16 protein-coding genes are annotated in these 13,557 nt (G+C 29.2%); 4 read left to right on the top strand and 12 right to left on the bottom strand.

Features of this window, described 5'->3' with window-relative positions:
- Nucleotides 1–9: 9 nt before the first annotated feature.
- Genes ABNT65_RS05940 through ABNT65_RS05915 form a run of 6 tightly spaced genes read right to left on the bottom strand, consistent with a single transcriptional unit; the run spans nucleotide 10 to nucleotide 5,685 of the window.
- Nucleotides 10–399 carry a DUF805 domain-containing protein gene (locus tag ABNT65_RS05940; protein WP_348706076.1) on the bottom strand — a complete coding sequence of 130 codons (390 nt, stop codon included), beginning with the start codon at nucleotides 397–399 and terminating at the stop codon, nucleotides 10–12.
- Between the two features lie 40 nt (nucleotides 400–439).
- Nucleotides 440–1,774, bottom strand: coding sequence for a DUF58 domain-containing protein (locus ABNT65_RS05935; RefSeq protein ID WP_348706078.1), 1,335 nt, complete (start codon nucleotides 1,772–1,774; stop codon nucleotides 440–442).
- A 4-nt stretch (nucleotides 1,775–1,778) separates the two neighbouring features.
- Entirely contained in the window at nucleotides 1,779–2,777 is a 999-nt protein-coding gene (locus ABNT65_RS05930) for a MoxR family ATPase (RefSeq protein ID WP_348706080.1), read from the bottom strand.
- A 2-nt stretch (nucleotides 2,778–2,779) separates the two neighbouring features.
- A complete protein-coding gene (locus ABNT65_RS05925) occupies nucleotides 2,780–3,997 on the bottom strand; it encodes a hypothetical protein (protein WP_348747419.1) in 1,218 nt (405 codons plus the stop codon).
- Nucleotides 3,998–4,720: a hypothetical protein gene (locus ABNT65_RS05920; protein ID WP_348747418.1), complete on the bottom strand. Its 723-nt coding sequence runs from the start codon at nucleotides 4,718–4,720 to the stop codon at nucleotides 3,998–4,000.
- Nucleotides 4,720–5,685 (bottom strand): stage II sporulation protein M, encoded by a 966-nt coding sequence (locus ABNT65_RS05915; RefSeq protein WP_348706085.1) that lies wholly within the window; start codon nucleotides 5,683–5,685, stop codon nucleotides 4,720–4,722. Before ABNT65_RS05915 ends, ABNT65_RS05920 begins: the two co-directional genes overlap by 1 nt.
- 21 nt (nucleotides 5,686–5,706) lie before the next feature.
- On the opposite strand from ABNT65_RS05915, the gene ABNT65_RS05910 reads away from it, so the two are divergent.
- Nucleotides 5,707–6,516: an RDD family protein gene (locus tag ABNT65_RS05910; RefSeq protein WP_348706087.1), complete on the top strand. Its 810-nt coding sequence runs from the start codon at nucleotides 5,707–5,709 to the stop codon at nucleotides 6,514–6,516.
- A gap of 268 nt (nucleotides 6,517–6,784) precedes the next feature.
- Here ABNT65_RS05910 and folE read toward each other — a convergent pair whose 3' ends face one another.
- Nucleotides 6,785–7,456: a GTP cyclohydrolase I FolE gene (gene folE, locus ABNT65_RS05905; protein WP_348747417.1), complete on the bottom strand. Its 672-nt coding sequence runs from the start codon at nucleotides 7,454–7,456 to the stop codon at nucleotides 6,785–6,787.
- Between the two features lie 24 nt (nucleotides 7,457–7,480).
- The gene (locus ABNT65_RS05900) at nucleotides 7,481–7,873 is read right to left on the bottom strand and encodes a MerC domain-containing protein (protein ID WP_348706091.1); all 393 of its coding nucleotides are present in this window, start codon (nucleotides 7,871–7,873) and stop codon (nucleotides 7,481–7,483) included.
- A 156-nt stretch (nucleotides 7,874–8,029) separates the two neighbouring features.
- On the opposite strand from ABNT65_RS05900, the gene ABNT65_RS05895 reads away from it, so the two are divergent.
- Nucleotides 8,030–8,407: a Fur family transcriptional regulator gene (locus ABNT65_RS05895; protein ID WP_348739279.1), complete on the top strand. Its 378-nt coding sequence runs from the start codon at nucleotides 8,030–8,032 to the stop codon at nucleotides 8,405–8,407.
- 183 nt (nucleotides 8,408–8,590) lie between these two features.
- Here the strand turns inward: ABNT65_RS05895 and ABNT65_RS05890 are convergent, their stop codons facing one another.
- Nucleotides 8,591–8,932 carry a hypothetical protein gene (locus ABNT65_RS05890; RefSeq protein ID WP_348747416.1) on the bottom strand — a complete coding sequence of 114 codons (342 nt, stop codon included), beginning with the start codon at nucleotides 8,930–8,932 and terminating at the stop codon, nucleotides 8,591–8,593.
- Nucleotides 8,933–9,646: 714 nt separating this feature from the next.
- On the opposite strand from ABNT65_RS05890, the gene ABNT65_RS05885 reads away from it, so the two are divergent.
- Nucleotides 9,647–9,802, top strand: coding sequence for a hypothetical protein (locus ABNT65_RS05885; RefSeq protein WP_348747415.1), 156 nt, complete (start codon nucleotides 9,647–9,649; stop codon nucleotides 9,800–9,802).
- 87 nt (nucleotides 9,803–9,889) lie between these two features.
- Nucleotides 9,890–10,072: a hypothetical protein gene (locus ABNT65_RS05880; protein ID WP_348747414.1), complete on the top strand. Its 183-nt coding sequence runs from the start codon at nucleotides 9,890–9,892 to the stop codon at nucleotides 10,070–10,072.
- Between the two features lie 503 nt (nucleotides 10,073–10,575).
- On the opposite strand, the gene ABNT65_RS05875 is transcribed toward ABNT65_RS05880, so the two are convergent.
- The 3 genes from ABNT65_RS05875 to ABNT65_RS05865 all read right to left on the bottom strand — a co-directional run bounded on the left by ABNT65_RS05875 (nucleotide 10,576) and on the right by ABNT65_RS05865 (nucleotide 13,556).
- A complete protein-coding gene (locus tag ABNT65_RS05875) occupies nucleotides 10,576–10,941 on the bottom strand; it encodes a hypothetical protein (protein WP_348706099.1) in 366 nt (121 codons plus the stop codon).
- Nucleotides 10,942–11,437: 496 nt separating this feature from the next.
- Nucleotides 11,438–13,081 carry an ABC transporter substrate-binding protein gene (locus ABNT65_RS05870; protein WP_412766862.1) on the bottom strand — a complete coding sequence of 548 codons (1,644 nt, stop codon included), beginning with the start codon at nucleotides 13,079–13,081 and terminating at the stop codon, nucleotides 11,438–11,440.
- Nucleotides 13,044–13,556: a DUF4442 domain-containing protein gene (locus tag ABNT65_RS05865; protein ID WP_348747413.1), complete on the bottom strand. Its 513-nt coding sequence runs from the start codon at nucleotides 13,554–13,556 to the stop codon at nucleotides 13,044–13,046. Before ABNT65_RS05865 ends, ABNT65_RS05870 begins: the two co-directional genes overlap by 38 nt.
- Between the last annotated feature and the right edge of the window lies 1 nt (nucleotide 13,557).

Genomic DNA, 13,557 nt, shown 5'->3' with positions numbered 1-13,557 from the left:
GCTTTTAAGTTATTCTTTACCAATTAAGTCAATGGCTGTATCGTTACCTATTCCTTTTGGGTTATCACCCCATTTGTTTTTTCCAGGGTGGCTGTCAGTACACATCCATACTAAAAGAATAATAGCACCAACTATTGGAATTAATGCCCAAAGTAAATTCCATCCGCTTTTATTCACATCGTGTAGTCTTCTAACAGCAACAGCTACTCCAGGTAGAAGAACAGCAATAGAATATAAGTTAGCTAGAATACTAAGCGTACCAGATTCTGTTGCAAAAGAAATACCTAAAATACTCCATGATATTACTAAATTAACAAGAGTGAACATCCAATATTCTGTTCTTCTTGCTCTTCCATTAAAATCTGCGTATTGTTTCAATACTTTTACATACCAATTCATAATTTATTATTTAATAGTTAAAGTGAGCAAATATAATTAATTAAAACAAACCTCTCGATTTTAGTTCTAAGTATTTATTGATGGTATCTCCAGTTAAATTTTCGGGTTTAGTGAGTACTGATTGGATACCGTACTTTTTTAATTCATTAGCAATTTGTTTCTTTTCATACATAAACTTTTCAGCAATTATTTTATCGTAAACATCTTCTACAGAAGTTGCTTTTTGATTTACAACGCTATTTAGCTCTGTATTCTTAAAGAAAACCACTAGAAGTAAATGATTCTTAGCAATAGCACGTAAATAGGGGAGTTGTCTATGAAGTGCATCTAATGTTTCAAAATTTGTATAAAGGATTAATAAACTTCTACTTGTTATTTTTCTTTTAACAGTAGCGTATAGTAAACTATAATCCGCTTCAAGAAAATCAGTAGAAACATTGTATAGAGCTTCGGAGATTAAGTTCATTTGCGAACTTCGTTGTTCTGCAACAACAATACTCTCAATTTTTTTAGCAAAGGTTAGCATACCAGCTTTATCATGTTTTCGTAAAATAGTATTACTAACCGCTAAGGTTGCATTAATAGCATAATCTAATAAAGAAAGATTGTTAAAATGCATTTGCATAGCTCGTCCTTTATCAATGATAGAATAAACAGGTTGTGATTTTTCTTCTACATACTGATTAATCATTAACTGATTTCGTTTAGCGGTAGCTTTCCAGTTTAAAGTTCTTATATCATCACCAGAAACATATTCTTTTATCTGCTCAAACTCTAAAGAATGTCCTATTCTTCTAATTTTTTTACTACCATAGGTATTTAAATTATTAGAAACTGCTTTTATATCAAAATCTCTTAAGCGTAAAAAAGAAGGGTAGCATTTAAGCTGTTTTTCTTTCCCTAAGATGTACTTTTTGGTAGCTAGTTGTATAGGTGAACTTACATATACATTAACATGACCAAAGTCATAAACACCTCTTTTTACAGGGTGTAAATCATAATGTATTCCTTTTTCTTGGTTGGGTTTCAAAATTTGTTTAAAGGTAAAATTATGTTTTTGAAATTGGTAGGGGAGTTCTTCTATTAAAATAGAATGCGTGTTAAATTTATAATTACTTTTTAAAACAAGAGATATTTTATTGTCGTCACCATTTGATAATCTTTCAGGTAAAAATCGTTCTATTTCAAATCCATTTTTTGTACCATATAGTAAAGTAATATCTACTAAAGTTAAGATAGCTATAATAAACAATACTATTTTAGCAATTGAAAAAAGCATAGGAATAAAGAACCCAGCTACAAATAACATAGCAATAAGTGCTAGCCCATAAAAAAGCCGATTGTTTAAGAATAATGAATTATAAAATTTATTCATTGTACTACCTTGGAATTTCTACTGATTCTATAATCTGTTCAATAATTTGCTTACTCGTTAAGCCTTCCATTTCTCTTTCTGGAGTTACAATAACCCTATGTTGAAGCACAGGAATAGCCGCATTTTTAATATCTTCAGGAGTTACAAAGTCACGTCCATTTATACCTGCAAAAGCTTTTGAAGCTTTTAAAATAGCAATACTTGCTCTTGGCGAAGCTCCTAAAAATAAAAATGAATTACTTCTTGTATTTACTACAATGTTTGATATGTATTTTAGTAAATGTTCTTCTACTTTAATTTGTGTAACTAGATTTCTATATTTTGAAATATTCTCAGAAGATATAACCGTTTCTATTTTATCTATTTTATTTCCATTTATTAAAGCTTGTTCTCTAGTAACTATTTCAAATTCTTCTTCCGGTGTAGGATAATCTACATTTATTTTAAATAAAAAACGATCTAATTGTGCCTCAGGTAACCTATAAGTTCCTTCTTGTTCAACTGGGTTTTGAGTAGCTAACACAATAAAAGGCTCGCTCATTTTATAAGTACTACCGTCTATGGTAATTTGCTTTTCTTCCATAACTTCAAATAGAGCGGCTTGTGTTTTAGCAGGAGCTCTATTAATTTCATCAATCAAAATCATATTGGAAAAAATAGGGCCTTTTTTAAATTCAAATTCAGAAGTCTTTACATTAAAAACAGAAGTTCCTAATATATCAGAAGGCATTAAGTCTGGCGTAAATTGAATTCTACTAAAATCTACAGACATGGTTCTAGATAATAGTTTGGCGGTGATAGTTTTAGCAACGCCAGGAACTCCTTCAATTAAGGCATGGCCATCAGAAAGAATAGCAACAACAAGTAGGTCAATCATGTTTTTCTGACCAACAATTATTTTTCCTAATTGTGATTTAATTTGATAAACACTTTCTTGTAATTCAGATAAGTCAATTCTGTTTTCAAATTCTAAATTATCAGTATTGTTAGTTGTATCTTCCATAATTATTTATTTTCAAAAAAGTTTTCAATAAGAGTATTTAAACGCATTAATTCATCTTGAGTACATTCAGATTTTTTGTCAATCGCAATAATGGTATTGATTAAGTATTTTGTTGTACTTAACTTATTTCCAGATTTAGAAGCAAGCTTTTCAATAAAGTCTGAATTCAATTGTTGCGTATTTAATAAATATTTAGTTCTAATGCGTTCTAAAAAATACATTATTTTTTTAGTAGCTAGGTTTTTATGATTATCTTCTTTTAGGTAGAGGTTAGCAATAGTATGTGTAAAATCTACTGTAGAGTTTTTTAGTTTTTCAATAGGAGGAATGGTTCTTTGTTTTCTTTTTGCGTTAAAAATTAGGAATAAAAGTAATCCTAAAAAGGCAACATATAAAGACCATTTTAGTGAGTTATGTTTCCAAAAGAATTTAAAAACAGATTTATTTTCCTTTTGATTTGAGTTTTTTCTTTTTCGTATTTGAGGATCCCAAATAATGGTATTGTCAGGTAAAAAAGAAAATACGTTTTCTGTATAGGTCTTATTATTTTTTAATAAAAAATAGTTTGTAAAAGTTATGGGTTGTGTATGTAAGTATACAGTACCATTACCATGTTTTATTTTTATAAAATTAGGATATTTAATACCATTTACATTTTGAGAACCTAAAACGGTGGTGTTTTTTGAATTGAATTTTGAAAAATAGTTTTTTCTAATATTTCTATCAAAAGAGTATTCTTGTGATTTAAATTTGTTATTCTTTTGGTATAAGAATAAATCTCCTTTTAAAGCTTTTAAACTTTTAATAGAAAGCGAATCAGTATCTAGGTTTTCTGTTTCAAAATCCAAAATACTTCTTAAATCATCATTAAAATAATTTAAAGATAAAAAGGCTTGGTTACCTGCATCAACAAATTCTAATAAACGATTAATAGATACTTTATCAAGTTTATTTGCGTATGCTTTAATACATATATAATTAGCATAGTCAGCTTCATTATCATAGTATGTATCGTCAAAATAGTCAAAAATATTTTTCTTTAAATATATAACCTCATTGTTATTAAATAAACCTGAGACTTCATTACGTATTATATAAGTTCCAAAAGGTTCTTTTGAACTTTCACGATAGTTTTCATACCAATTTGTTTTTTTACATCCAGTAAGTAAAAAGGAAGTAAGTATATAAGTTATTAGTAATATGTGATTAAAAGTCTTCAATTATATTTTTTTGATAAAATCTTTATAGCTATTTTCAATAGTATTAAACTGTAATTCATTAATAGGGAACTCTCCATACCAAACATAATCATAGATGTATAGTAAATATGAAAACTGTTTTCTTATTTCACTATCTTTCAATTCAAAAAGGTATTGAGAATTAGTTTTATCTTTGTGAAAATCAATAAGTTCTTTGTGATTCATTTTTTTCAAAACTGAAAGATAGTAATACCGTGTAGCCAATCTATACTCTTTGTTTTTAATAGCTCTTAGTAATAATTTTTCGTAATCATTTTCATCAATATTATCTTCTTCCTCACTATAAATAATCTTTTTAGAAACTTTCTTTTTTAGTTTAGAAAACTTCCAGAAGTCTTTATCGTTATAAACAAACGTTTTTACAAGAATAAAAATGACAATTAATGCTAACAAGTATGGAAAGATAGTTCCCATAAAACTTGCTAATCCTTTAAGAAACCCAAGGCTATTATTATTTATTTTTGGAGTATTTCTCTTTTTTACCTTTTCTTCTTTATAAATAAAATCCCTAGAATTGTATTTAGTTTTTAAATCTTCTTTAAACTCCCGTTGTTTTGAAAAATCACTACTCTTAGCATAAGATAAACTGTCTTGTTCTATTTGAGCTAAGAATTTATGAGTACTTTCTAGTGGAAATAGATTAAAACTATTGATTAACAGTATAAGTACAAGTATCTTTTTCATTAACGTAATTGGTGTTTAGAAGCTACTTTGTATGGTAGGATTAAGTAATAATAAGATATAGATACCAAGCAAAGGAGTATAATGAAAAAACAAAAAATAGTAGGCATTTCATTATAATAGCGCGTAACGTACCCTTCTAAAAATGCAGCAATAAAAGTAAAAGGAATAGTGCTTAAAAAAATCAAAAAAGCTTCACGTAATCCTTTTTTAAAAGATTCTAATCTACTTAAAGAGCCTGGAAATAAAATACTAGCACCAATAATATAACCAGCAGCAGCTTCAATAATCATAGCAAAAATCTCATAAGTTCCATGTATCCAAATACCTTTTAAGCTATCTAAAAAAGTATTGTTTTGAAAAAAGAAAGCTTGGAAAACAGCCACCATAATACCATTATAAACAATATAATAACCAGTACCTAAGCCAATAAATAAACCAGATAAAAACATATTAAGCCCAACTCGTAGGTTGTTATCAAAAATACCAATAAAACTTCCCCAATTACTTCCATTTTTATAAATAGCTAAAGCATCTCCACTTTCAATATTTTCTAACGTTTCATCAATATAAGAATCACCTAATATTTCTCTAGCAAATCCGTTATCATTAAAAGTTGATAATAGACCAATAAAGAAACAAATAAAGAAGAAAATAAAAGAAATGTATATATACTTTCTATGTTTATAGGCTAATAGAGGTATCTTTTCAAAAAAGAACTGTAAAATTGTGTTCTTATCTTGTTTTTTAGTGTGGTAAATTTTTTCATAACTTTTTTTAGCTAATTTGTTCAAATATAAAACCACATTACTTTTTGGGTAAAACGACTGTGCGTAAGACAAATCGTTCATGATTTTAATATGTAAATCAGCAATTTCGTCTGGGCTTTTTTTGTAATTATTTGAAATTACTTGTTCAAATTCAAGCCATTTTTCTTTATTTTGCTTAATAAAAGCTACCTCTCTCATTAGAGCAAAAATAAATAATGTATGAAAAGACTGCAAGTAAATACCACACAAAATGTTAAAATAAATTTTGAATTAGCTAATATAGGTTTAAGAATACTAGCTTTTTTTATAGATAACATAGTAAAGTTTGCGTATTTGTACTTGATTATATCACTATTTAATTTTACGTTAATTAAAGCGGCTGTAGATGGAGATGCATGGTCTGTTAAAGCTATTGATATCATGTTGTTTTTACCTATAACTTTTTATTCTTTATACACAGAAATTCTTTTAAACGGACAAACCATAGGTAAAAAATTATTAAAGCTAAGGGTTGTTAATATTGAAGGATTTAAACCTTCTGTAACGGATTATATGATGAGATGGTTTATGAGGGTAGTTGACTTTAATTTTTTTATTTTAATACTGATTTATGTTTTTTCTTTAGGGTTAGATCGATATTTAGGACTTATTTGGGTGATATTTTTAATAGGTAAAATGATAGGTTTTATAGCTATCATAATCACAAAAAACAATCAAAGAGTAGGAGATATCTCGGCCAATACAGTAGTTGTAAATTTAAAAGATGACGCAGCTTTTTCGCAAACTATTCTTGAAGAGATTACAGAAAAGTACAAGCCAAAGTATGCAGCAGTAATAAAGTTGTCAGATAATGATGCACGTATTATAAAAGACACTTTTTCTGGGGCAAAAGAATCAAGAGATTATAAAACAATTAAAAAATTAAGAAAAAAAATAGAAGAGGTTACTCAAATAAAATCACAAGAAAATGATATGGAGTTTATAGAAACTGTTTTAAAGGATTATAATTACTACACACAAAATATGTAGAGTATTTATTGTAAGATTTTGTAATTATCAATAAGGAGTTAGTATTTTTAATTTTATCAATTGTAAATATATTTTATATCTATTAAGCTATTAATAAAAAAGTTTTAATCACTTCATAATATAAAAGTGTTTTATACTTAAAAAGCGGTTGCCTATATTTAGACAACCGCTTTTTGATTCTTAATAAAGGAAAGTTATTGGTTAATTGATTTTTGGTAAGCATCTTTATTAGAAATGAATGCTATAAATTTAAGTCAGAAAAATAGTATTATACTGATGGATTGTTATTGGGTTGAATAAGTCTAAAAAACTCATTTCGGTAAACTTCATTATTAAACACGCCACCATATTCTAAAGTAGTAGTGTAACTACTTTTATCTTTAATCCCTCTAGAAGAAACACAAAGATGTTTTGCTTGTATCATAATAATAATATCCTCAGTAGCCAGCGCCTCTTTAAGGTCTTTATGAATTTGTTGACATAATCGTTCCTGCACTTGAGGCCTATGCGCATAATAATCAACAAGTCTATTAATTTTAGAAAGCCCTACAACTCTTTTGCTAGGAATATACCCAATATGAGCTTGTCCTATAATAGGTAAAAAATGATGCTCACAAGAAGAATCAATAGTAATATTCTGCTCTATAAGTATTTTTTGATACCCATATTTATTTTCAAAAGTGGTAAGCTTAGGTTTATATTTAGGATTTAAACCATAAAACAACTCTTTTACATACATTTTAGCTACTCTATAAGGAGTTCCAGACAAACTATCGTCGGATAAATCCAAACCTAATTCTTCCATTATTTTCGAAAAATAACCTTGTATAGAAGCTATTTTCTCATCCTCACTTTTAGCAAAAGCATCCGTTCTAAGAGGCGTATCAGTATTTGTTGAAATATGGTTGTCACCAATAAAATCTTTAGTATCGTTAGGCATTTCTTGTGTTTTAATAATAAAGGTTTAACATTCACTTTCTTTACAACTAAAATGCTTTCTATTATATAAATGCAAGAAAGCTAAAAGTAAAGAAGGAAAATAAATAGTAATTTCAGGTAATGAAAGCAGCTGTGTTTTCTCCATGAAAATAACCGTAGCACAAAGTATCCAGCTAACCCATAGCAAATATTTAATCCAATTTGAAGAAGTAGACTTAGAAGAAGCATATACAGCCAATAAGGAAACACCTATAAAAATATAATCAATAAAACCCCACCAACTAGGAGTAGAAGAACCATGACTACATGCTGCAGAGCAAGTTTGTACAGCAAAAAGTATAGGAGTAACAAAACAGTGAAAAGCACACAAGCTACTAGCAACAGCACCTAAGGCATCCGATTGTCGTGTAAGTATCATTTAATTTATTTAATTGCGACTAGGTTGCAAATATAGATAAATATTTGTTATTGCAACTAGGTAGTTTTATATTTGACATATGAAATTACATGTTTAAAACAATTATTTTTAAACAAAGAAGGCTACATGTAATCGTAAAGGAATAAAAATGAGGGTATGAGTGTTATTAGAAAAACCAAATCAGTAAATACAATAGTAAACTACTTTGATAAAAGTAAACAAGCAATTTCTGTAGTTGATTTAGTAGATATGCTAAAAAAAGAAATGAACAAATCAACAGTATATAGAATTTTAGATAGATTAGAGCATGATGGAATCATCCATAGTTTTTTAGGAAAATCAGGAATCAAGTGGTATGCAAAATGTACAGGCTGTTCCTCAGAAAAACATATAGATGTACATCCACATTTTCAATGTCAAGAGTGTGGAGCTGTAGAATGTATTTCTATTGATGTAACAATACCAACCATAGCCAATTATCAAATAAACTCAGCGCAGTTGTTATTGTTAGGGAGCTGTAGAAATTGTATTTAGTTTTTTAAGAAGTAGAACTAAATAACTATTCATATAAACAGTTAATTATTTCATTAACAAAAATAGGTTTACGAATAAGTTTTTTGAACATGTCAGTTCGAGTGTTTTTTATGAAGTGTTAACGTAGTAAAAAAATTATCGAGAACAGTTTAGTTTACGTGAAGTAGAAACCTTTAAAAAGTATTAGTAGCTTTTCATTTGGTATTCATAACAATCAAAAGCATCTTCTCTTACATATTCGTTATAATTGGTGTTGTTAGATATAGACTTTAGTAATTTTAAACACTTCTCCCGATTATTTCCCTTTTCTAAAGAGTTTATATATCTGTTCAGTAAATGAACTGAAGTAATTGTTCCATTTTCAGAATTGAACTTTAACAACATTTCATCATAAATATTAAACTCAGGGTTATCAATACTTTCAATTAAATGAATAAAAGAAAAGTTAACCTCCATTTCAGGACTTTGTACTTTTAAAAAATCAAAAAGCCCATTTATTAGTTGCTCTTTTTGTGACTCTTTCAAAAGGGTAGGATCAGTTATTTCTTCTCCAATTTTGTCGAAAAAAAGATTAATTTCATAATCTTCTGTTTCATCAGTAACCTTGAAACTTTTTATTGATAGAAGTATTTTTTCTAATGAATAGGAGTTTTAAACTATAGTAAAGAGTTAAAAACTAAAAATTAACTAATTGAATAGCCAATTTCTAAGAGCCAAAATAAACTAAAAATTAATAAAATACGGTAATTGCTAGGATTCGAAGCAACCTTTTCACATACAGTTAGCCAATGGCCCAAAGCTCAAAGCTAAAGGCTAAGAGCTAATAGCCTTTAACCCCGAACCCCATACCTCAAACCGGCTCACAGCCAACAACTCAAAACAATTGTTAAAAAGAAGCTAAAAATTTGTAAATCAACAAAGGAAAAAGTAAGTTTACAGAGTAAGAAAAAGAATTGCTATAAACAATTCACCAAATACATAACAAATTTAACAGTCTAGCCAGTAAAATGGCGGTAAGCAACGCAAAAAGGACGTTAAGCAATGGCAAAAGGACGTTAAGCAATGCTAAAAAGAATCTAAGCAGTACAAAAAGGACATTAGATAATACAATAAAGACATTAAATAACGTAAAAAGTATAATAAGCAAAGTAAAAAGAGGAGGGAAGTAGAGAAAAGAAACTAGCAATACCAGTTATTTTATAAACAGAAGAAGAATTAATAATTAAAATCATAATAATCATGGCGAAAAGACCTGTGAAATCAGAAACAGCATTATTAGAAAAGTGGAGAATAGCACTACAAAATGCACAAGAACAACAAGAAATAGCACAACAAATAGCCAAATACGGCTTTGATGCAGCTAAAATAGAAGAAGGTATAAACCTTTACAGTTAAACCAAACAAATATGGGATGCAAAACAACAAGAAGACATAGAAACCTTAGAAGCATCTGTAAACTTTCAAGAAAAGAAAGACCAACTCATGCAATTATATGCAGCACACCGTCGTAGAGCAAAAGCAGAAAGTCAAGACGCAACTAAATTAAAAAATGCTGCACTAGAAAAAATGGCAGACTGGATGCAAGCTTTCTATGCCATGGCAAATGATGCTTTAACAGAAAACCCACAACTCTTAGAAGCCATAGGAATCCGTAGAAAATCTTAAATCAATTTACTAAAAACAAAACTCGGAGTCATTAAAACTTCGAGTTTTATTTTAATAGCTGTGTCATCAGACTAAAAACTAATAAAAGCCGTAATTGCGAGGCATCGAAGCAATCTTTTCATATACAACCAGCCAACAGCGAAAAGTTATGATTTATGAGTTCAGAGAGTGAACTAAAAACTAAGCACTAAACATTAAAAATTAGAAAAAGCCAACAGCTAACCGCCAAAAGCCAATGGCTCAAAGCTAACCAAAACAATATAAAACGAGAAATCATCAACAATATGATTAGTATTGTTGATGACTTCCTGATAGCCTACTAACGTAATAACTTACGTTTTATACCAATTGAATTTTAGAATGTCGTATAAATAAATTGAATTATTTTTAGAATTGTTTTAGGCTAAAAAAGCAAGCATAGCCATAGTTACGGTTGTCTTTTTAAACGACAAACAAACTAAAAAGAAAGAATTTATATGCGTCATTTTAACGTTTAATTAGTATTATACAGTTTCTAACTGTTTAGATTTAATATAATTCTCCACTTCATCGTGAGGAATTTCTTTCACAGGAACTGTAAAATTCCCGTTAGATCCAGAAATAATAATTTCATTAGAAAAAGCCCCTTGAAAAGTCCCATGAACTTTATAAGGAGATTTCCCTGGCCCTAAAGGTCCAGTCCATCCCATAACATCAACTTTTAAGCCACCAACAAAATGTGGGTCTCTTACTAAGTCAAATCCATACGAGTAATTCGGAGCATCTCCTTCAACGTAAACACTAAAAAAACCAGGAGTACCCAATCCTGTCCATACATAAACAACAGTACATTGATCAGCATTAACTGGTTCTTTACCATAAAATCCCATAATAGTTAAGTTTTTGTTTTCCTACTCTCTTAAATAAAGGCTTTTCGGATTTTCGCCTTGATAAGAAAATAATTAATAGCGCTAGTAATTATTACATCTCTATCAAAGTTCTATAAATCAATAACTAAAAAGAAATAAAAAGTTGTAAGTGTCTTGTTTTTAGTTCTTAAAGGAAATATTTAAGGTATAAGAGTATAAAGTTTAGAAAGAAGAGTTGTAGAAATAGAAGTTAATAGAAGTTAATAGAAGTTAAGTAGTAGAAGTAGTTAAGATTTTTAAATAGAACAATTCGTAATTCCTAATTCAACTATCCCGTACCTCAAACCAGCTAAGAGCTAACATGCTAAAAGCTAATCAAGTTCAGAGTGAAACTAAGAACTAAAAACTAAACATTAAAAATTAGAAATAGCCAACAGCCGAAGGCTAACAGTCAATAGCTAATTACTTCCACCTCGAACCCCGTACCTCAAACCAGCTAATAGCTAACAGCCAAAAACTAATTGCCAACTGCCACTTTTTTAACACGCTTTAAATGCAATAAATCAATAGGATTAATACCCAAACCATGAACATTTTTTTGAGAAAAACGAATTACTTCATCATAATACAAAGGAACAACAGGTGCTTCATCAATAATAATACGATCCATTTGTTGATACAGTAGTTGCCTTTTAACCAAATCCACCTCTTTAATAGACTGTTCATACAAACTATCAAACAAACTATTTTTAAAATGTGTGTAGTTAGGGCCATTAGGCGTAAAATTTTTACTATAAAATAACGACAGATAATTTTCAGCATCCGGATAATCCGCAATCCAACTAGCTCTAAAAATAGGAAGTTTACCGCTAGCTTTACCTTGTCTAAGAGCAGAAGGCGGAATAACATCTACTTTAGTATCTAAACCAATCTTTTGAAGTTCACGCTGAATAAACTCACATAAATCCAAATAATTACTATTGGTGGTAATACGAATAGTAACGGAAGTTTTACCCGTTGTTTTTTTATATGCTTCAACCAAAGCCTTCGCTTTTTCAGGTTGATACGTATATCCTTTCTGATAATTAAAAGAAGGAAGCCCTTTAGGAATAAAACCATGAATAGCAGGCGTACCAATACCATTACGTAAAAAAGTAATCATTTTCTCTCTATCAAAACCGTAATTAATAGCCTGTCTAATTAATTTTGATAGGGTAGGAGTTTCAGTTTCACCTTCTAAATAAATACCCAAATATTCAGTATTTAAATACGCACCAGTTTGCATTTGAATTCTATTCGCATACTTATCCTTTAACGTTCCATCAGTATTTAAAATATCATCCTTGTAAGAAGCATCCAAACTTTTCATAAAATCAATATTCCCTTGAATAAACTGTAAAAACTCACTCTGTTTATCGGGTAAAAAAGTAACTGCTACAGCCTCTAAGTAAGGTAAAGAAGTTCCACTACTATCTTTTTCAAAATAATGAATGTTTTTACGTAAAACCAATTTGGTATTTTCAACCCATAACTTAAAATAAAAAGGCCCCGTACCAATAGGATTAGCTCTAAAAGTAGATTTAAAATAATCAACAGCTTCCTTAGGCACAACAGAACAATATTTCATAGAGAGCAAACCTAAAAAAGGAGGGAAGGCTTGCTTTAAATTAATCACAAAAGTAGAATCATTTTCAGCAGTATAATTAGCCACATTTTGTAAAACCCATCCACCTGGAGAAGCCACATTTTTGTCTAATAAACGATGAAAAGAATACACAAAATCACTGGCAATAACCTTTCTAGTTTTTTGAGAACCAAATAATTCATGTTTATGAAAAAACACATCATTTCTAAGTAAAAAACGATAGGTTTTACCATCTTCAGAAATAGACCAATGCTTAGCAATATCAGGTTGAACGTGTAAACTATCATCCAACTGAACCAAACCATTATACAACTGATTAATTGCCCAGATATTACGTTGATCTTTCGCAAAAGCCGGATCTAAAGAAGTAATATTAGAATGCTCGTTATATCTAAAAACTTGATTGTCAGAAAAGCGTTTGCTTCTTTTTGAGCAAGAAATAATACATAAACTAGCGAGAACAAGAAGTAATAACGATTTATTTTTTTGCGCGCTTATTCTTATAATAGGTTTTATCTGCAATGTAAATAGTTTTTGATACTTCAGCAAAGGTAATTGAAGCATCTTGATTCGTAATTTGTATATGCTTAACTAAATCATACTCTTTTTCGGAGGCCACTTTATTTTTAATGTCTTCAATCTCCTCATGGGTAAAAATAAAATCTACATAACCACTAGCTTTCGCGGGGCGCTTAAATTTAATAGAAGCATCTTTATCCCATACTACATAATCATTTCCTAAAATTTGCATCAACTGAATCATAAACACGGGATCAGTAGCAGAAAACAAACTTCCCCCAAAAATAGACCCCACATAGTTTTTATTTTTAAAACTAATAGGAATTTTTACCTTCACATGATATAAATCTTCTGAAACATAGGTTAAACGTCCAGTAGACCTTCTATACATAGGAGAAATATTAAAACCATATCTAAAAATAGTAGCAGGTTTTAAAAACTTTTTTAAAATAGTACTAATAGCAGCGTACATT

The organism is Tenacibaculum sp. 190524A02b (assembly GCF_964036645.1).
In the GTDB taxonomy this organism is placed as follows: domain Bacteria; phylum Bacteroidota; class Bacteroidia; order Flavobacteriales; family Flavobacteriaceae; genus Polaribacter; species Polaribacter vairaonense.
Note: the sequence above shows the minus strand (reverse complement) of the source record. Positions and strands in the feature narration are given on the sequence as shown.